The following is an 18796-nucleotide window of genomic DNA, read 5'->3' as shown; positions in this document are numbered from 1 at the left end:
GACGACGATGACCGACACCTCCCGCCGACTTCTGCTGCCCATGGCTGGGCACGTCCGGGGGAAGCGCAGCCCCGTGACGTGCGCGCTCAAGTGCGCGAACGCGTGCTCGACCGCCACGTGCAACACCTCGCGCAACAGCTACTTCCGCGACATCGTCTCGGCGCAGCTCTCGCGCCGCAGCGCTCTGGGCCTGGGCCTGGCCGGCGCGGTGACTGTGGCCGTCGCCTCGGCCGGAGGCGCTCCGACCGCCGAGGCGGCCGTCGAGGACGCGGGCTCGCCGCTGGCGTTCGCGCCGATCGCGCCGGTCCCCTTTACTGTCGACGAATTCACGGTGCCGGAGGGCTTCGCCTGGCAGCCGATCATCCGCTGGGGCGACCCGCTCTTCGCCGACAGTCCGGCCTTCGACATCGGCGGCCAGACGGAGGCGGCGCAGGCCGCGCAGTTCGGCTACAACAACGACTACACCGACATCGTCGAGATCCCCGGCTCGCAGCGCCTGCGCGCGCTGCTGGTCGTGAACCACGAGTACACGAACGAGAACATCATGTTCCCGGCCGCGCAGCTCGAGGGCGAGCCGGAGCGGGTGCGCGCGGTGGGCCGCGCCGCCCACGGCCTCAGCGTGGTCGAGCTGGTCCGGTCGGCCGTCGACCGCCCCTGGGCGTACGTCCGCGGGGGCGAGCGCAACCGCCGCTACCTGCTCGATACCCCCTACACGGTGACCGGCGCCGCGGCCGGCTCCGAACTGCTGAAGACGGTCGCCGACCCCGACGGCCGCACGGTGCTCGGCACGCTAGCCAATTGCTCCGGAGGCACGACGCCGTGGGGCACGATCCTCTCGGGCGAGGAGAACTTCAACGGCTACTTCCGGGCGACGGGCACGAGCGCCGCCGAGAAGCGCTACGGGCTCGGCGACTCCGAGACCACCCGCCGGTGGGAGCTCGACGACCCCCGCTTCGACGCCCGCACGCCGGGCTACGAGAACGAGCCGAACCGCTTCGGCTGGATCGTGGAGTTCGACCCCTTCGACCCGACCTCGACGCCGAAGAAGCACACTGCACTCGGGCGGCTGAAGCACGAGGGGGCGAACGTGATCATCGCCCCGGACGGCCGCGTCGTCGCCTACATGGGCGACGACGAGCGCTTCGACTACCTCTACAAGTTCGTGTCGAGCAAGCGCTACATCGAGGGCGACAGAGCGCACAACACGACGCTGCTCGAGGAGGGCGACCTCTTCGTCGCCCGCTTCACCGGCGACTCCCCCGTGGCCGAGATCACCGGCACGGGTGCTGTGCCCTCGGACGGCGGCTTCGACGGGATCGGCGAGTGGCTGCCGCTGGCCGTCGGCGGCGCCTCCGCGATCGCCGGGATGAGCGTGGCGGAGGTGCTCGTGCACACGCGCCAGGCGGCGGACCTGGCCGGCGCCACCAAGATGGACCGCTGCGAGGACGTGCAGCCCAGCCTCACCAGCGGCCGGATCTACGTGGCCTGCACCAACAACTCCGCCCGCGGCACCGAGGGCACGGAGGGGGCGACCGAGATCAACCCGCGCACCGAGAACCGGGACGGACACATCGTCGAGATCGTCGAGGACGGCGGCGACCAGACCGGTCGCACCTTCACCTGGAACCTGCTGATGCTGTGCGGCGACCAGGCGCAGGGCGACGTCGTCTACTTCTCGGGTTTCCCGGCCGACCAGGTCTCGCCGATCTCGTGCCCCGACAACCTGGCCTTCGACTCGGTCGGGAACCTCTGGATCTCGACGGACGGCGCCCCGAGCGGCATCGGCTACAACGACGGCCTGTTCAAGGTGACGCTCGACGGCGCCTCCCGCGGCAAGGTGGAGCAGTTCCTCTCGGTCCCACGCGACGCCGAGACCTGCGGGCCGATCGTGCACGACCTCGACCAGCACGTGTTCGTCGCCGTGCAGCATCCGGGCGAGGAGGGGACCTTCGAGGCGCCGAACTCGCTGTTCCCGGACTACGGCTCGACGCGCGCCGGTGCGGTGGCGGCGCCGCGACCGACGATCGTGCAGATCCTGCCGACGTCGCAGGTGACGCAGCCGACTCCGACGCCGACTGCGGGGCCGACGACAGCGCCGACTCCGACTCCGACTCCGACCGCCGCACCCGGGGCGCCCGGGGTAGCGCCGACCGCGACTCCGCCGGCCGCCCCCGGCGCCACGGTGCCGCTGCCGGGCGGCGGCTCGAGAGGAGCACTGGCCTCGACCGGCGTCGAGAGCGCCGGCCTGATCGCCGGCGCCACGGCGCTGCTGGCCGCGGGGGCGACCGCGATCGGCCTCGGAGCGCGCCGCTGTGCGGCCGCCGAGGGCGAGGACACCACCGAGGTGTGAGCACTGCCTGAACAACGGCGGACGGATGCTGCGACAGCCGTGTTCCCGCGGGTCCGCGGGAGCCGGGAGCGCATCCGTCCGTCGTCGTCGGCGCGGCCGGATCCGCGCGCAGCGGGCGGCCGTGACGACGCACGCCCTCGGCACCGCGGGCGGTGGCGGAGTGCTGCACGGGGGGGAGAATCAGGTGTCCGAGCGACACCCGACACTTCTTGACTTGTGGTAAGAACGTTATATTGTTCTAACAATTCAAGACCGCGGCGGCGTCGGATCGACGTCGTCGTGCCCGTGCGACGAAGGAGTCCCATTGTCAACCGAGACGACCCCCAGTAGTACAGTCACGCTCCCGCCCCTCACCCCTGGCCCGCATGTGAAACGGCTCGGCACGGTCGCCCTGATCGCGACCTTCGGCGGCCTGCTGTTCGGGTACGACACCGGCGTCATCAACGGCGCGCTCTCGCCAATGACGATCGAGCTCGGTCTCACCCCCTTCACCGAGGGCGTCGTCACCTCCGCCCTGCTCTTCGGCGCGGCCGTGGGCGCCATCGCCGGCGGCCGCCTCGCCGACGGCTGGGGTCGCCGGAAGACGATCATCCTGCTCGCGCTGCTGTTCCTGGTCGGCACGCTCGCCTGCGTGTTCGCGCCGAGCTTCGAGGTCATGGTCGTGGGACGCGTGCTCCTGGGCCTCGCGGTCGGCGGCGCCTCCGGAGTCGTCCCGGTGTTCCTCGCAGAGCTCGCGCCCTACGAGATCCGCGGCAAGATCGCGGGGCGCAACGAGCTGATGATCGTGATCGGCCAGCTCGCCGCCTTCGTCTTCAACGCGATCATCGGCTCGCTGTGGGGCGAGGGCGACGGCGTCTGGCGGATCATGCTCGCCGTGTCGGCGCTGCCCGCCATCGCGCTGTTCTTCGGAATGCTGCGCGTGCCGGAGTCGCCGCGCTGGCTGATCTCGAAGGGCCGCAACGACGAGGCCCTAGCCGTGCTCAAAACCATCCGCTCGGTCGAGCGCGCGGAGGCCGAGATGGACGACGTGCGCACCCTCGCGGACGAGGAGAAAGAGGCCAAGCGCGGCTCCTGGAGCGCACTGAAGGACAAGTGGATCCTCCGCATCGTCCTCGTCGGCATCGGCATCGGCGTCGCTCAGCAGCTGACCGGCATCAACTCGATCATGTACTACGGCCAGACCGTCCTCGTCGAGTCGGGCTTCGACAAGCAGGCCGCTCTGATCGCCAACATCGCGCCCGGTGTGATCGCGGTGATCGGCGGCATCATCGGCCTGCGGCTGATGCAGACCCTGAACCGCCGCACCACGCTGCTGCTCGGCTTCTCGCTGACGACGACCATGCACTTCCTGATCGGCATCGCCTCCATCGCCCTCCCCGTCGGCAACGAGCTCCGCCCCTTCGTGATCCTGTTCCTCGTGGTCGCGTTCGTCGGGTCAATGCAGACGTTCCTGAATATCGCGGTCTGGGTGATGCTGTCCGAGATCTTCCCGCTGTTCATCCGCGGCTTCGCGACCGGCATCTCGATCTTCTGCCTCTGGATCGCCAACGCCTTCCTCGGCCTGTACTTCCCCTCGCTGATCGCGGCGACGGGGATCACCGGGACGTTCTTCCTCTTCGGCGTCGTCGGCATCCTCGCACTGATCTTCATCTACACCCAGGTGCCCGAGACCCGCGGGCGCACGCTCGAGGCTCTCGAGGAGGACGTCACCACCGGCGCGATCTACACGGTGCACCACAAGAAGTAGAGCGAAGGCTCCTCGACCCGGGAGAGGCGCCGGTGGCGCCGTCCGTCGCGACGGCGTCACCGGCGCTTCTGCTGTCGATCCGGGCCCGCGCCTCAGAGCAGGCGGCGCGCCGAGGCCCAAGCGGTCAGCTCGTAGCGGGACGAGAGCTGGAGCTTGCGCAGCACGGCCGAGACGTGCGACTCCACCGTCTTCACCGAGATGAAGAGCTCGGCCGCCGCCTCCTTGTAGGCGTAGCCGCGGGCAATGAGCCGCATCACCTCGCGCTCGCGGGCCGAGAGCCGATCGAGCTCGTCCACCGACTCCGCCTGCTCGCCCGCCAGAGCGCCGAAGGCATCGAGCACGAAGCCGGCCAGCCGCGGCGAGAACACCGCGTCGCCGCCGGCGACCGCCAGCACCGCCCGGCTCACCTCGGCGCCCGAGCCGGCCTTGGTGATGTAGCCGCGGGCGCCGGCGCGGATCACGCCGACCACGTCCTCCGCCGCGTCGGAGACACTCAGCGCCAGGAACCGCGTCGACGAGCCGGCGCTGCGCCGCAGCACCTCCGCTCCGCCTCCGCCCGCGCCACCCGGCAGGTGCACATCGAGCAGCACCACCTCGGGCCGCAGCGACGCCACGAGGGCGACAGCGGAGTCGACGTCAGCCGCCTCCCCGACGACCTCGAGCTCGGGAGCCAGGTCGGCGCGCAAACCGGAGCGGAAGATCGAGTGGTCATCGACCAGCAGCACGCGCGTCATCGCTCCGCCCCCGCGGGGAGTCGCAGGTGCACCTCGGTGCCGGTGCCGCCCGCCCCCGGCCGCACGCTCGCGCTGCCGCCGGCGCGCGACATCCGCCCGATGATCGACTCGCGGATGCCCAGCCTGTCGCCGGGGACCTCGTCGAGGGCGACGCCGGGGCCGCGGTCGCGCACGAACACATCGACGCCCTGCGGCGAGGACTCGAGGTAAACCGAGACGTCGCCGCCGGCGTGCCGCGCAGCGTTGAGCACCGCCTCCCTGGTCGCGGCGAGGAGGGGCGCGGCCCCCGGCACAGACGCTCCCACGGCGACGACCTCGAGGTGCACGGAGTAGTCGAGCTCGATCGCGGCGGCGATGGCGCGAACCTCGGCGGCGAGGTCTGTCGCGACCGGGACGTCACGCTCGAAGAGCCAGTCGCGCAGCTCCCGCTCCTGTGCGCGGGCGATGCGGGCGACCTCGCTCGAGGCGCCGGCGCGATTCTGGATGAGCGCGAGGGTCTGCAGCACGGAGTCGTGCAGGTGCGCGGCGATCTCGGCGCGCTGCTCCTCACGCACCCGGGCGGCGCGCTCGCCCATCAGCTCGGTCCAGAGCCTGACCACGCGGGGCGCGGCCAGCACGCCTGCGGCCACCAGCAGCACGCCCACCGCGAGCACGGCGTTCACGGCGCTCGGGCGGTCGGCCAGCACGGCTCCGCCGGCGAGCACGAGCAGCGCGCACGAGGCGAAGCGGACCGCGGACCCGTAGCGCGCCGAGCGGGTCGGGTCGCCGCGGTCGAGGGCGAGGCTCCAGCCGACGGCCCCGCCGGCGAGCACGGCGACAGCGGCGAGGGCACGGGTGACCTCGGAGTCGTCGCGGCCGCCGAGCAGGACCAGCACGACGAGCGCGGCGACTCCTGCGGCGGTGGCGAGCAGGGCGGCGACGGGCACGCGGCGGCGCACGGCCGGGTCCTCGCCGTCGGCGGGGACGAGGGGCACCAGCGCCCAGAGCCAGAGGTAGAGCAGCACTCCCCCTCCGCCGAGGGCGGTCGTGACGAGGGCGAGGAGGCGGGTGCGGCGGATGCTCCAGCCGAGGTGCTCGGCGAGCGCGGCGCAGACTCCGCCGAGCACGACCGTGCGCTCGCGCCGCAGCGGCGGGCGGGCGAAGGTTCCGGGGAGTGTGCTCACCCCTGCATCCAAACAGGTCGGGCGCTCGGGCGGGGTCGACTCGGGGTCGGATCAGGGGTTCCCCCGATGGCCCGGGGCATCGGAGGCACGGGAGACTCGCAGCATGACAGCACCGAGCACGACACCACCGGGAGACGGGCCCGCCGGAGCGGACGGCGCAGGACCGGACGGAGCAGCGGCGGACGCCGCAGCGGGAGCCGCGGCGGCGCCCACCGGAGGCGACGCACCCGGCCCGGGCGGCGCCTCCGCAGCCCCCGACGAACCGGCCGCCGAGAACCGCTTCGTGCTCTGGCTGCGCGGCCTCGACCTGCCTCGTCGGCCAGGCTGGATCGGCGGAGTGTGCGCGGGCGTCGCCGACCGCCTCGGCATCGACCCGCTGATCGTCCGCGGGATCGTGCTCGTGGTGGCGGTGCTCGGCGGGCCGGCGCTCCTGCTCTACGCGGCGGGCTGGCTGCTGCTGCCCGACCAGGACGGCGCACTCCCGGTGGAACGGCTGCTGCGCGGCAGGCTCGACCGCGTGCACGCCGGGATCGGCGTTCTGCTGCTCGCCTCGATGCTCCCGGTGGCGCAGGGCTTCTGGTCGCTCGGCAGTGCCTACACCGGAGTCGATGCGTGGGCGCCGACGACCGGGCGCGCGCTCTGGTCGGCCGTGGTGCTGGGGCTGATCGCAGGCTTCGTCGTCTGGATCGTGCGCCGCTCGAGGCGACGCGGCGAGGAGCGGGCTCCCGCTGCGGCGGAGACTGCGGCTCACCAGGGTCCCCTCGCTCCGCCCGCGCCGCAGGACCGCCGCCCCTCCTCCCCCGAGGCCGTCGCCGAGTGGCGCGAGCGGCAGGAGGCGTGGCGGGCCGAGCGGGAGGCGTTCCGCGCTCAGCAGAGCGCCTCGGCCCGCGAGACCGCTCGGGCCAGGGCCGAGGAGGCGCAGCGTGCCGCCCGCGCGGTCACCGCGGCCCGGCTCGAGCGGCAGCGCCTGCGCCGGGCAGCGAACCCCCGGCTGCGGGCGAGCCTCGTGCTGCTCGCCGTGGGTGCCGCGGCGTTGGCCGGCGCTCTGGCCTCGCTGACCGCCTCCGGATCGACGGCGACCGTCGTCGGATTCGCCACGGCCACCCTCGTGCTCGGTGTGGTGATCGTGCTCGCGGGCCCGCTCCGACGCCGCACGATCACGCTTATCGTGCTGTCGTTGCTCACGCTGCTGACGGCGACGACCGCCGCGCTGCTGCCACCGGACCGGACCTTCCTGCCGATCACGGGCTCCTACGGCCTCTCGAACGCGTCGCCCGGGCGCTACGCGACCCTCGCCGCGAGCGATCTCTCGATCGTGGCGTTTCCCGAGGTCGAGAGTGAGGAGCCGCTCGACCTCTGGGTGGGCGCCGGCCGCGTCTCCCTCACCTGGGTGGAGGGCACAGCGGTGCGGATCGAGAGCTCCTCCGAGAACACCGACCTGCGGATCGTCGACGCCGACGGACGGGACGTCGGCACTCCGCGCGAGGTGCGCACGGTCGACGGCCGGCAGCTCTGGACCCAGACCTTCGGCGACCCCGCCGCCACACCGTTCGTGGTGCGGATCACCCAGGAGGGCGGCTCGATCCGCGTCCTCGACCCCAGCGACACCACCGAATCCGGCGCCGCATCGGACGCCACCACCCCCAGCACCGCCACCCCCGCGACAGGAGCAGCACGATGACCACACCCCCCGCCTCCCGCACCCCGCGGATCCGCGTCGGCGCGATCCTCTACGGCCTCGTCGTGCTCGCCGCCTCGGCCGGTCTGCTCGCGATCTCGGCAGACCCGGCCCTGCGCACCGCCGTCGTCGAGCGCGGGCTGACCCTCGAGCCGGGCGAGGTCGTCGCCCTGATCGTGGCCGGGTTCGGCGCGATCGCGCTGCTCCTGGCCCTCACCCGCCTGCTCGATCGGCGCGAGGAGCGCCAGGCCGACTGAAACGGCCGCTCGACGTCGGTCGTGGCCGCGGCGTCGAGGGCCGTTTCGAGCACCCGCTCTCCGCACGGTGCGCGGCCCGGCGCCGGATCGACTCCGATCAGCGCCAGCCGATCCGGAGCGCGCTCGCACGAGCCCCGCCATCCGCACCTCCTCGCCCGACTCCGCACGCTCGGACGCACCGCGCGCGGGGCTCGCACCCGACCGGATACGGCAGGCTGGAGGCCCACGCGCCGGAAGGAGGGAGCCGCGATGACCGCCGACGACTCCTCCGCCGGTGCGTCCGCGCGCCGCCCGACCATCCAGGACGTGGCGGCCGCCGCCGGCGTCTCGCGCGCCCTCGTCTCGATCGTCCTGCGTGGCGCGCCCGGCGCCAGCGAGGCAACACGCCTGCGCGTGCGCGAGGTCGCTCAGCGGCTCGGCTACCGCCCCGACCGTCGCGCCCAGCAGCTGCGGGAGTCGCGGTCACGCACCGTCGGAGTCTCGTTCGAGGTCCGGCAGGCGTTCCACGGCGACCTCGTGGAGACCCTCTACACCGCTGCCGCCGACCGCGGCTTCTCGCTTCTGCTGTCGGCGAGCGCCCGCACCCGCACCGAGGGCGACGCCGTGCAGACCCTGCTCGACGACCGACCGGAGGCGCTCGTGCTGATCGGCAGCCGACTCGGCGACGACGCGCTGCGCGAGCTGCGCAGGAGGCTGCCGGTGGTCGTCCTCGCGCGCACCGCGGCGGGCGTGGTCGACGCCGTGCGCACCGACGACGCGGAGGGCGCGCGGCGGGGAGTCGGCCACCTCGCCGAGCTCGGGCATCGGCGCATCCTGCACCTCGACGGCGGCGACGCGGCGGGAGCAGCAGCGCGCCGCGCCGGGTTCCTCGAGACCGCCGGACCCGACGCGCGACTCCTGCCGGGCGGGGTGGACGAGGAGGCGGGAGCCCGCGCGGCCACCGCCCTCCTCGACAACGGCGAGGAGCTGCCCACCGCGGTGTTCGCCTTCAACGACCGCTGCGCGTTCGGTGTGCTCGACACGTTCCTCCGCCGCGGGATCCGCGTGCCGGAGGACGTGTCGGTGCTCGGCTTCGACGACAGCCTGCTCTCGCGGCTCGAGGTGGTCGGGTTGAGCACGATCGCGCAGGATCCGCTCGGTCTCGCCCGCGCCACCCTGGACCGGGTCGTCGCGGCCGTCGACGCGGCCGCCGCCGCTCCGGTCGAGGTGGTCCTCGAGCCGGCCCTCGTGGTGCGGAGGACGACGGCCGCGCCGCGCGACTGAGCCGCCGCTACTGCGACCGGGCTGTGTAGATCGCCCCGGTCGTGACGTCCTCCTCGATCGCCTCGAGCGTCCGCCCCCGCGTCTCGGGCACCTGGGTGGCGATGAAGATCAGGGCGAGCACCCCGATCGCGGCGAAGGCGAAGAAGGTGCCCGAGATGCCGATCGTCGCGACCACCGACGGGAAGTAGAGGCCGAGGAAGGCGTTGGCGATCCACCCCCAGAACACCGAGAGGCCGATCGCGAACCCGCGGATGAAGAGCGGGAAGATCTCGGCGAGCATCACCCAGATGGCGATGTTGAGGAAGGTCTGCATCGAGCCGACGAACAGCACGACGAGCAGCAGGATCACGAAGGGCCGGGCCGCGGTGCCCACGGGGAGCGCGATCGAGGCGATGCCGATCAGGAAGTGCATGGTGGTGGTCAGTGAGAAGCCGATCAGAAGGGTGGTGCGCCGGTTGATCCGCTGCATCAGATTCAGGCCGATGATGCCTCCGATGACCGAGATGACGCCCGGGGCGATGTTGGCGATCAGCGCCGAGCCCTGGTCGAAGCCCGCCTCGGTGAGCACGGCCTGGCCGTAGTACATGATCGAGTTGATGCCCGTCAGCTGCTGGCCGACGGCGATGCCGACTCCCACCAGCACGATGCGCAGGATCCACTTGTCCTTCAGCGAGCGCCAGCCTCCGCGGGGCCGCACGGTCTCCTCCCGGGCGATGCTGTCGATCTCGGCGAGCTCGGCCTTCGCGCGCTCGACGCTGCGCACGGTCGAGAGCACGGCGAGCGCCTCCTCGGTACGGCCCTTCGAGATCAGCCAGCGCGGCGACTCCGGCACCCGCAGCATGCCCAGCAGGAGGGCCGTGGCGGGCAGGGCGCTGACCGCGAGCATGTAGCGCCAGACGCTGCCGTGCTCTGCCCAGACGGTGCCGATGATCGCGTTGATCACGAAGGCCGACAGCTGGCCGACGACGATCATCAGCTCGTTGCGTCCTGCGATCGATCCGCGGATCTCGTAGGGCGCGAGCTCCGAGAGGAACACCGGGACGACGACGGAGGCGCCGCCGACAGCCAGGCCGAGCACGACCCGGCCGACCACCATCACGCCCAGCCCGGGTGCGAGCACGCAGGTGACCGCTCCGAGGATGAACAGGGTCGCCAGGAGCACGATCGTGCGGCGTCGGCCCCACTCGTCCGAGAGGCGTCCGCCGAGCAGTGCGCCGACGGCGGCGCCGAACAGGAGCGAGCTCGTGACGACGCCCTCGGTGAACGGGGTGAGGCCGAGGTCGACGGCCATCGGCGCGAGGGCGCCGTTGATGACTCCGGTGTCGTAGCCGAAGAGCAGACCGCCGAGGGTGGCGATGAGCGCGACGAGGCCGAGCCGGCGACTGTGAGGGCCGGAGGTTAGAGGGGGCAGCGGCGCGGCGGTGGCCGCGCGGGCAGGGGCAGACATGGGACTCCTTCGTCGTGATGACATGCGGGCGCGTCCGTGTGACGCGCTGTGCCCGCGCCTCGTCGGGCGGTCTCGGAGGAGCGGACTAGATCGATCTAGCTTCCACGATAGCTTGTGTTATTGTAAGAACATAGAGTCCGTTCTCCAGTCGAGGAAGCCGTACACCGTCGTATGAACCAGTCACTCCAGCGCGCCCTCCGCACCGGCGGCACCCGATGAGGGCCTCTGTCGCCGGCGCTCCCGTCAGCTTCGGGGTCTTCGAGCTCACGCCGGAGGGCGCCGATGTGGTCGGCCCCGACGAGCTCGTCGACATCCTCGCCGAGACCGGCTACACCGGGATCGACCTCGGCCCCGTCGGCTACCTCGGGCGGGGCGCCGAGCTGCGCGGCCGGCTCGACCGCACGGGCCTCGATCTGGCAGGCGGCTGGATCCAGCTGCCCTTCTCGGACCACGAGGCGTTCACCGCCGCACTCCCCGCGCTGCACGAGACCCTGCGGATCTTCGCCGAGGCCTCGGAGCGCGGCCCCGGGCGGCTCCCCCTCCCGACCTTCGCCGACGACGGCTCGGACACGCGGCGCGCCTCCCCGGGACGCGGAGCCGACACCGACCCGCTCGACGCGCAGCGCTGGTCGATCCTCGTCGCGAACGTCGAGCGCGCCGTCGAGCTCACCCGCGCCGCCGGGTTCGAGCCCACGTTCCACCACCACGCGGGCACCTTCATCGAATCGCCGGACGAGATCGACCGCTTCCTCGGCGCTCTCGACATCGGACTCACCCTCGACACCGGCCACCTCGTCATCGCCGGCGGCGACCCCCTGCTCGCCCTCGAGCGCTGGGGCGAGCGGATCAACCACCTGCACCTGAAGGACGTCGACCTCGCCGAGCTCGAGCGGGTCCTCGCCGCGGGCGGCGGGATGCGGGAGGTCTGGTCCTCCGGCTCCTTCGTCGCGTTCGGCCGGGGGGACATCGACCTCGCCGCCGTGATGACCGAGGTCGACCGCACCGACTACGACGGGTGGATCGTCGTCGAGCAGGACGTGCTGAACGCTCCGGACGCCGTGATCGCCGAGTTCCGCGACGAGCGCAGCGCCGACCAGCGCATCAACCGCGAAGCGCTCCGAGACTGGGTCTGACCCCCACCCTCCGCCCCGACCCGGGGCACCCGACCGACGCCCTCCGGGCAGCAAGGACATCGACGTGACCACGACTCCCCTCCGCTTCGGACTCATCGGCACCGGCCGCATCGGCCAGGTGCACGCCGCGAACATCGCGGCCGACCCTGAGGCCTCGCTCGCGTGGATCTGCGACCCCTTCCTCGAGGGAGCTCAGGCCGTCTCGGCCCGCTACGGCGGGAGTGTGACCACCGACGCGGCCGAGATGTTCGCCTCCGGTGGTGTCGACGCCGTGCTGATCGCCTCGCCCACCGCGACCCACGTCGACCTCCTCGAGGCGGCGATCGACGCCGGGATCCCGGCGCTCTGCGAGAAGCCGATCGACCTCGACATCGCCCGGGTGGACGCGCTGCTCCCACGCGTCGAGTCCTCGGGTGTGCCGATCGCGCTCGGCTTCAACCGCCGCTTCGACCCGGCCTTCGCCGAGGCGCGCGAGCGCGTGGCGGCCGGCGAGATCGGCGAGCTCGAGCAGCTCTCCATCATCAGCCGCGACCCGGCGGCTCCGCCCGCCGCGTACCTCGGAGTCTCGGGAGGCATCTTCCGCGACATGACGATCCACGACTTCGACATGGCCCGGTTCTTCCTGCCGGACATCGTCGAGGTGACGGCGACCGGCACCACCACCTTCGACCCCGGCGCCCGCGAGCACGGCGACTTCGACACGGCGATGGTGACCCTCCGCTCCTCCTCGGGAGCCCTCGTCTCGATCACCAACTCGCGCCACAGCGCCGTCGGCTACGACCAGCGGATCGAGGCGTTCGGCGCCCGCGGTTCACTGCACGTGTCGAACGCGCTCACCAGCCTCGTCAGCCTCTCGACGGCCACGAGCGTGGAGGCGAAGCCGCCGTACCAGGACTTCTTCCTGGAGCGGTACTCCGCCGCCTACGCCGCCGAGCTGCGCGCGTTCCTCCGCCTGGCCCGCGGCGAGGACTCGACGAGCCCGACCTTCGCCGACGGCCGTGCCGCGCTGATCCTCGCCGACGCCGCCGCACGCTCGGCCGTCGAGCGTGTCTCCGTGCCGGTCGAGCTCTGACGATGAGCCTGCGCCTGGCGGCCTCGGCCGAGATGCTGTTCCGCGAACTGCCCGTCGTCGATCGCGTCCGTCGGCTCCACGGGCTCGGCTTCGAGGTCGAGATCTGGGACTGGTCGACGAAGGACCTGCCCGCGCTCGCCGCCACCGGCGCGACGTTCTCGTCGATGACCGGCTACCTCGCGGGGGACCTGACCACTCCCGAGGGGATCGCGGAGCTGCTGCGCACGGCGGAACTCTCGCTCGCCGCCGCCGAGACGATCGACTCTCCGCGGCTCAACCTGCACGGCACGGGGCTCGACCCCGAGGGCCTGCCCGTGCGCCCTGGCGCCGCGGTCTCGGCCGAGGACCGCGAGCGGGCACGCGACACCCTGGCCCGGGTCGCCGAGCTCGGCGAGCGGAACGGCCGCGTCTTCACCCTCGAGAACCTCAACACCGCCGTCGACCATCCGGGCACCCCCTTCGCCCGCGCCGAGGACACCCTCGCGCTCGTCAGCGCCGTCGACAGCCCGGGCCTGCGTCTGAACCTCGACCTCTACCACGCGCAGATCGGCGAGGGGAACCTGATCGAGCTCGTTCGCCGCGCCCTGCCGTGGATCGGCGAGATCCAGGTCGCCGACGTGCCCGGGCGCTGTGAGCCCGGGACGGGTGAGATCCGCTACCCGGCGATCGCCGACGAGCTGCGCGCGCTGGGCTACGACGGGGTCGTGGGTCTGGAGGCGTGGCCCTCGGGCGACTCCGAGGCCGCGCTCGAGCACTTCCGCGCCGCGTTCGCCTGATGACGGGACGACGGAGGGGGCGGGCGCCGAGCGTTCCCGCCCCCTCCCCCGTCTCAGAGGTCGTACGTCGTGTCGCCCTCCACGGCCTGGACCGCTTCCCAGGCCCGTGCCCGGTCGCTGCGGACAGCCGCCTCGACGATCTCCGCGGCCGACCAGGCATCGGCGGCGGACGGAGCGAGCTGACGCCCCTCCAGCACCGAGCGCAGGAACAGCTGCGCCTCGATGGTCTTGAGGTCGTCGAAGCCCATGCTCGTACCGGCGCCGGGCTGGAAGCGCGCGAAGTCGCCGAATCCGGGCTGGGCCATCACCGTGCGGTAGCCGCTGGTGTCGTCGGCGAGCTGCAGCTCGTTCAGGCGCTGGAAGTCCCAGCGCAGCGAGCCCTTCGTGCCGTACACCTCGAGCGCGTACTCCGCCCGGGGTCCGATCGCGATCCGGCTCGACTCGAGCACCACGACAGCGCCCGACTCGAAGCGGCCGAGGAGCGCGGCGTAGTCCTCGTTCTCGACGGGCCCGGTCGCTCCGCCCTCCTCGCCCTTGCTGAAGTGGCCCGCGGCTCCGGAGCCGGGCAGGGGCCGCTCGCGGATGAAGGTCTCGGTGAGCCCCGTGACGGAGTCGATGCGGCCGGCGACGAACTGCGCGAGGTCGGCGCCGTGCGACAGCAGGTCGCCCAGCACTCCGGAGCCCGCCCTCTCGCGGACGAAGCGCCAGGTCAGAGCGCCGAGCGGATCAGCGGAGTAGTCGGCGAGCAGGCTCACCCGGACATTGGTGACGGTCCCGATCGCGCCGGAGCGCACGAGCTCCCGGGCGCGCGCGACGGCGGGCGCGTGGCGGTAGTTGAAGCCCACCGAGGTGACGACGCCCGCCGCAGCCGCGGCGCGCGCGATGTCGGAGGACTCCGCGGCGGAGCGCCCCATCGGCTTTTCGATCCAGAACGGCTTGCCTGCGGCAGCCGCGGCGAGCGCCACCTCGCGGTGCAGAAAGTTCGGCGCGCAGATCGAGACGACATCGACCTCGGGGTCGGCCAGCACCTCGCGGTAGTCGGCGGTGGTACGACGGTAGCCGAGCACCTCCTCGGCGCTGCTGCGGGCGCCTGCATCGGTGTCGGCGGCCGAGACGAGCTCGACGGTCACGGGCAGATCGGGGTAGTGGTCGCGAACGGCGCGGTACGCCCGCGAGTGCAGGCGCCCCATCCATCCGAGGGAGACGAGACCTACTCCGACGCGAGGCGTTGACGACACGGGGCTCCTGACCTTGTTCGACGATGAATGCCCGAAGCCTACCGCATGACAGTATGTGTTGACATTTGGAGGCGTGGGTTCAGCGCGCGGAACCGTCCGGTGGTGCTGTCGGGGCGCGCGTCGGCGGCGCCGGGCATCCCCTCCCCCGGGCCGAGGTCGATGCTGCGGTCCGCGGAGACGCCCTTCTTGAGCCACCAGTCGAACCGAGGGAGTCCGTTCGGTGACCGTGTCTCGGCCGTCGACGACGTTCGGTTGGAGAGACAGCCGTTGTCATCTTTCCAGTGACGCCGTAGGTTCGAAGGAACACGATCAGCGCTTTGATCAGCGGGGCCCAACCCTCGGGGTACATATGAAGATGTCCAAAATTGCAGCGTGTTTCGGGGGGTTTTGTTGTGCGCAGGCGCGAATGCACCGCCATCAGCCGCAGACTCGGCGGGAGGACGGTGGGATGAGGTGAGGGCGGGTTATGCATCTCTCGGCACCCCTGAAGGAACCATCGACGCCCTGGTCGAGAAGCTGAGCAGTGGACAGCCTGTAGACGCCCTCCTTGGGGGCGCACCGGTTTCGACTGATACATTCACGCAGGTGGGCGAGGGGTCGCTTGCATCAGACGGATCTGTGGTCACGGTCTCGACATGTGCACATGGTTCGGCGAATACGGTAGCCGTAGAAGCCTCCGCCGGTCGTGATCGCCCCGCTAGCGGGATGACGACCATGGCGGAGATCGGCTGGAACGCTTGGCTCGCACTGAACGTCGGCGGAGACCGCGGATATGCGACGTCATCCTAGGAGGAGAAATGCCGGACGTCACTGGTGAGATAGAGCCAACCGCAGGACTCTTCGTCGCGAGCGCGGCGTGGTATGCGTTGTACGCCGCTCTGATGACGATCGCGATCGTCATCATATTCCGATCGCGAGGCACTCGATCGGAAAAGCTCCTGTGGCTCGCCGTGGTCGTGGCCGTACCCTACCTCGGCGCAATCGCACTACTAGCATCGGCGATGATCAAGAAGAGAAGAGCCGCGAAAGCCGAGTCGCTGCAGCGCACATGAACACGAGGCTCACGAAACGCATTTTCCGACTTCCGCGGATTACTCTCCTTCATGGAGAACAACGCAGATCGTGCAGAAGCCTCCCCGTACTCCCCAGAGGTCGCCTTCTGCTTGACGGAACGAAGCGCCACGTCAAGAGGGCCGAGCGGAGTAGTCGGCGTGCAGGCTCGCCCGGACGTCGGTCACGGTCTCCATCCCGCCGGAACGCACGAGCTCACGGGCGCGAGGCGAGAGAGGAAGCCCACCGAGGTGACGACGCCCGTCACGACGTCGTGACAGCGTGTGTCGACGGAGAGACGCTCGTTCAGCGGGCGAGGAACCGCCCGGTGACGCTGTCGGGATGCGCCGCGACCTCCTCGACGGTGCCGGTGGCGACGATCCTGCCGCCGGCATACCCTCCGCCGGGGCCGAGGTCGATGAGGTGGTCCGCGTCGGCGATCATGTCGAGATCGTGCTCGATCACGACCACGGTGGCTCCGTTGTCGATCAGGCGCTGGAGCACCCGGAGCAGCACCCGGACATCGAGCGGATGGAGCCCGATCGAGGGCTCGTCGAAGACGAAGAGGCTTTCGCGCTGGTCGCGGTCGATGTCGGAGGCCAACTTGAGCCGCTGGGCCTCGCCGCCGGAGAGGGCAGTGGTCGGCTCCCCCAGCGTGAGGTAGCCGAGACCGAGATCGACGAGGAGCTGGAGGCGGGAGCGCACCTTGCGGAGGTCGCCGAGGACGTCCAGAGCGTCCTCCACGGTGAGGCGGAGCACGGCGGGCAGACTCATCGCCTCGTCCGGCCCCTCGCGATCGGACCGTCGCCGCGTGACAGCCAGAGCGTCCGGCGAGTAGCGCGTGCCTGCGCACGCCGGGCACTCGATGTCGACGTCGGGGAGGAACTGCACATCGAGCGAGACTGTCCCGGTGCCCTCGCAGGTCGGGCAGCGGAGGGAGCCCGTGTTGGAGGAGAAGTCGCTCGCCGTGTAGCCGAGGGCCTTCGCCTCGGGCAGAGCGGCGTACACCCGCCTCAGGTCGTCGAGGACGCCGCTGTAGGTGGCGACCGTCGATCGGACGTTCGCGCCGATCGGCGACGCGTCGACCACGTGCACGCCGGTGACGCCTGCGGCGTCGACCGACTCCACGTGGGCCGGCAGCGCGGCTCCCTCAGCCGCCGCGCGGAGGGCCGGCACCAGGCTCTCGAGCACGAGCGTGCTCTTGCCGGAGCCGGAGACTCCGGTCACGGCGGTGAGGCGCCCCTTCGGGATCTCGAGGTCGAGGGCGTGCACGGTGTGCAGAGGCGACGTCCGGAGTCGGAGACGCCCGCGCTCGAAGACGTCGGCCCCTGCCGCGCGGGAGCGGACCGGCTCGAAGCCGCCGGGCGCGAGGAACGGAGCGATCCGCGAGCCTGGAGTGCCGGCGATCTCGGACAGCGGGCCGGAACCGATCACACTGCCGCCGTGCCTGCCCGAGCCGGGTCCGATCTCGATCATCCACTCCGCGGCGCGGAGAACCTGGACGTCGTGGTCGACCACGACGACGGAGTTGCCGTCGTCGAGGAGACCACGGACGACATCGAGCAGTCCGTCGATGTTCGACGGATGCAACCCGATCGAGGGTTCGTCGAGCACGTAGAGCACACCGGTCGTCCGACTGCGCACGGCGCGCGCGAGCTGCACGCGCTGACGCTCCCCCGTCGACAGGGTCGAGGAAGGACGGTCGAGGCTCAGATAGCCCAACCCCAGCTTCGTCAGCATCCGGGCGACGTCGAGCAGAGCGGTGACGATGCTGTCGGCCATCAGCGCCATCGCGGCCGGCGAGCGGACCGGCATCGGGAGAACCCACGCCACCAGCTCGTCCAGCGTCTTCCGAACGGCCTCCGTGATCGGCAGGCCGTCGACGAGAGTCGAGCGGGCGCGCTCGTTGAGGCGGGTCCCCTCGCACGCCGAGCACGTGCGGGTGCGCAGGAACCGCTCGAGGCGCTGGAGGCTCGTCTCGGAGTCGGCCTTCCTCAGCGGATCGGTCACCGACACCCGGGCGTTCTGGAACGTCACGTTCAGCTCGACGACCTTCCCGCCTCTGGAGCGGAAGGGGATCACCCTCTGCTCCGCAGGGCCGTGCAGGACGAACTCCCGCTCCTGCGCGCTCAGCTCGGCGAACGGGACATCGATACGGACTCCGAAGGCCTCGGCGAGCTGCACGTTCGCGGTCGATCGGAATGCCGCCCAGGAGGCCACCGCTCCCTCACGGACGGACAGTGTCTCGTCGGGGACGAGGGCCGACTCGTCGACCTCCCGCACGGCCCCCGTCCCCTCGCACTCGGGGCAGGCTCCGGTGCCGTTGAACGCGAAGTCCTCCGCGCCGGGAGGATCGAAGACGGCCCCGCACTCGGGGCAGGTCAGCGGCGAGCCCGTCGCCACCTTCTCGGTCGGCGGCACGTGGTGGCCGTTCGGGCACCGGTGGGAGCCGAGCCGGGAGTAGAGGAGACGGAGGCTGTTGAGCAGCTCGGTGGAGGTGCCGAACGTGGACCGGACTCCCGCGGCGCTCGGACGTTGCCGCAGGGCCAGCGCGGCGGGGACGTGCTCGACGGCGTCGACCGCGGGTCGCGCGGCCTGGGTCATCCGGCGCCGAGTGTAGGTCGAGAGTCCCTCCAGGTAGCGGCGGGAACCTTCGGCGTACAGCACGCCCAGAGCGAGCGAGGACTTGCCCGATCCGGAGACCCCGGCGATCGACACCAGCTGGTTCAGGGGCACGGAGACGTCGATGTTCCGCAGGTTGTGCACGCGGGCGCCGCGCACCTCGATCGTGCTGGGCGGCGTCGGGCGCGGAGCGCTCATGCGGGTGTCCTTTCGCTGCGGTCTCGAAGGGGAGCGTCTCGTCTCCGCGAGTCGCGGCTCCTGTGGGC

The 18796-nt window shown here is 71.7% G+C and carries 14 protein-coding genes; 9 read left to right on the top strand and 5 right to left on the bottom strand.

Annotated features, from left to right (window positions below):
• Window positions 1–7 precede the first annotated feature (7 nt).
• Together GSU10_RS00445 and GSU10_RS00440 are read left to right on the top strand one after the other, a co-directional pair.
• Window positions 8–2350: a PhoX family protein gene (locus GSU10_RS00445; protein ID WP_132504642.1), complete on the top strand. Its 2343-nt coding sequence runs from the start codon at window positions 8–10 to the stop codon at window positions 2348–2350.
• 304 nt (window positions 2351–2654) lie between these two features.
• Complete coding sequence (locus tag GSU10_RS00440; protein WP_132504640.1) at window positions 2655–4097, top strand: sugar porter family MFS transporter; 1443 nt, start codon at window positions 2655–2657, stop codon at window positions 4095–4097.
• 92 nt (window positions 4098–4189) lie between these two features.
• Here GSU10_RS00440 and GSU10_RS00435 read toward each other — a convergent pair whose 3' ends face one another.
• Together GSU10_RS00435 and GSU10_RS00430 are read right to left on the bottom strand one after the other, a co-directional pair.
• Window positions 4190–4831, bottom strand: coding sequence for a LuxR C-terminal-related transcriptional regulator (locus GSU10_RS00435; protein ID WP_068213397.1), 642 nt, complete (start codon window positions 4829–4831; stop codon window positions 4190–4192).
• Window positions 4828–5994, bottom strand: coding sequence for an ATP-binding protein (locus GSU10_RS00430; RefSeq protein WP_132504638.1), 1167 nt, complete (start codon window positions 5992–5994; stop codon window positions 4828–4830). The genes GSU10_RS00435 and GSU10_RS00430 overlap by 4 nt, the downstream gene beginning before the upstream one ends.
• 103 nt (window positions 5995–6097) lie before the next feature.
• Here GSU10_RS00430 and GSU10_RS00425 point away from each other — a divergent pair, with 103 nt between their 5' ends.
• From GSU10_RS00425 to GSU10_RS00415, 3 genes are all read left to right on the top strand, one after another.
• Complete coding sequence (locus GSU10_RS00425; RefSeq protein WP_158286086.1) at window positions 6098–7675, top strand: PspC domain-containing protein; 1578 nt, start codon at window positions 6098–6100, stop codon at window positions 7673–7675.
• On the top strand, window positions 7672–7929 hold the full coding sequence (locus tag GSU10_RS00420; protein WP_068213484.1) for a hypothetical protein: 258 nt from the start codon (window positions 7672–7674) through the stop codon (window positions 7927–7929). The genes GSU10_RS00425 and GSU10_RS00420 overlap by 4 nt, the downstream gene beginning before the upstream one ends.
• Before the next feature lie 249 nt (window positions 7930–8178).
• Window positions 8179–9192 carry a LacI family DNA-binding transcriptional regulator gene (locus GSU10_RS00415; RefSeq protein WP_132504634.1) on the top strand — a complete coding sequence of 338 codons (1014 nt, stop codon included), beginning with the start codon at window positions 8179–8181 and terminating at the stop codon, window positions 9190–9192.
• A gap of 7 nt (window positions 9193–9199) precedes the next feature.
• On the opposite strand, the gene GSU10_RS00410 is transcribed toward GSU10_RS00415, so the two are convergent.
• Window positions 9200–10639 carry a sugar porter family MFS transporter gene (locus GSU10_RS00410; RefSeq protein WP_068211934.1) on the bottom strand — a complete coding sequence of 480 codons (1440 nt, stop codon included), beginning with the start codon at window positions 10637–10639 and terminating at the stop codon, window positions 9200–9202.
• 215 nt (window positions 10640–10854) lie between these two features.
• Here GSU10_RS00410 and GSU10_RS00405 point away from each other — a divergent pair, with 215 nt between their 5' ends.
• From GSU10_RS00405 to GSU10_RS00395, 3 genes are all read left to right on the top strand, one after another.
• Window positions 10855–11772, top strand: coding sequence for a sugar phosphate isomerase/epimerase family protein (locus tag GSU10_RS00405; protein WP_068211932.1), 918 nt, complete (start codon window positions 10855–10857; stop codon window positions 11770–11772).
• A gap of 64 nt (window positions 11773–11836) precedes the next feature.
• The gene (gene iolG, locus GSU10_RS00400; protein ID WP_068211930.1) at window positions 11837–12844 is read left to right on the top strand and encodes an inositol 2-dehydrogenase; all 1008 of its coding nucleotides are present in this window, start codon (window positions 11837–11839) and stop codon (window positions 12842–12844) included.
• 2 nt (window positions 12845–12846) lie between these two features.
• A complete protein-coding gene (locus GSU10_RS00395; protein WP_068211928.1) occupies window positions 12847–13620 on the top strand; it encodes a TIM barrel protein in 774 nt (257 codons plus the stop codon).
• 53 nt (window positions 13621–13673) lie between these two features.
• On the opposite strand, the gene GSU10_RS00390 is transcribed toward GSU10_RS00395, so the two are convergent.
• Window positions 13674–14810, bottom strand: a complete 1137-nt coding sequence (locus GSU10_RS00390; RefSeq protein WP_068211926.1) for a Gfo/Idh/MocA family protein — start codon at window positions 14808–14810, stop codon at window positions 13674–13676.
• Between the two features lie 845 nt (window positions 14811–15655).
• Between GSU10_RS00390 and GSU10_RS00385 the strand changes: the two genes are divergently transcribed.
• Window positions 15656–15910 carry a PLDc N-terminal domain-containing protein gene (locus GSU10_RS00385; protein WP_068211922.1) on the top strand — a complete coding sequence of 85 codons (255 nt, stop codon included), beginning with the start codon at window positions 15656–15658 and terminating at the stop codon, window positions 15908–15910.
• A gap of 304 nt (window positions 15911–16214) precedes the next feature.
• Here GSU10_RS00385 and GSU10_RS00380 read toward each other — a convergent pair whose 3' ends face one another.
• Window positions 16215–18728: an excinuclease ABC subunit UvrA gene (locus GSU10_RS00380; RefSeq protein WP_068211920.1), complete on the bottom strand. Its 2514-nt coding sequence runs from the start codon at window positions 18726–18728 to the stop codon at window positions 16215–16217.
• Window positions 18729–18796: the final 68 nt, after the last annotated feature.

Origin of the sequence: Rathayibacter tanaceti (assembly GCF_009834165.1) — a bacterium.
Taxonomy (GTDB): domain Bacteria; phylum Actinomycetota; class Actinomycetes; order Actinomycetales; family Microbacteriaceae; genus Rathayibacter; species Rathayibacter tanaceti.
This window is presented reverse-complemented; position numbering and strand designations above follow the sequence as displayed.

Excerpts from the sequence above, each read along its gene's own strand:
- GSU10_RS00395 (WP_068211928.1), top strand. The coding sequence starts at position 12,847 with ATGAGCCTGCGCCTGGCGGCCTCGGCCGAGATGCTGTTCCGCGAACTG.
- GSU10_RS00445 (WP_132504642.1), top strand. The coding sequence starts at position 8 with ATGACCGACACCTCCCGCCGACTTCTGCTGCCCATGGCTGGGCACGTC.
- GSU10_RS00420 (WP_068213484.1), top strand. The coding sequence starts at position 7,672 with ATGACCACACCCCCCGCCTCCCGCACCCCGCGGATCCGCGTCGGCGCG.
- GSU10_RS00380 (WP_068211920.1), bottom strand. The coding sequence starts at position 18,728 with ATGAGCGCTCCGCGCCCGACGCCGCCCAGCACGATCGAGGTGCGCGGC.
- GSU10_RS00425 (WP_158286086.1), top strand. The coding sequence starts at position 6,098 with ATGACAGCACCGAGCACGACACCACCGGGAGACGGGCCCGCCGGAGCG.
- GSU10_RS00410 (WP_068211934.1), bottom strand. The coding sequence starts at position 10,639 with ATGTCTGCCCCTGCCCGCGCGGCCACCGCCGCGCCGCTGCCCCCTCTA.
- GSU10_RS00415 (WP_132504634.1), top strand. The coding sequence starts at position 8,179 with ATGACCGCCGACGACTCCTCCGCCGGTGCGTCCGCGCGCCGCCCGACC.
- GSU10_RS00435 (WP_068213397.1), bottom strand. The coding sequence starts at position 4,831 with ATGACGCGCGTGCTGCTGGTCGATGACCACTCGATCTTCCGCTCCGGT.
- GSU10_RS00405 (WP_068211932.1), top strand. The coding sequence starts at position 10,855 with ATGAGGGCCTCTGTCGCCGGCGCTCCCGTCAGCTTCGGGGTCTTCGAG.
- GSU10_RS00390 (WP_068211926.1), bottom strand. The coding sequence starts at position 14,810 with ATGGGGCGCCTGCACTCGCGGGCGTACCGCGCCGTTCGCGACCACTAC.
- GSU10_RS00385 (WP_068211922.1), top strand. The coding sequence starts at position 15,656 with ATGCCGGACGTCACTGGTGAGATAGAGCCAACCGCAGGACTCTTCGTC.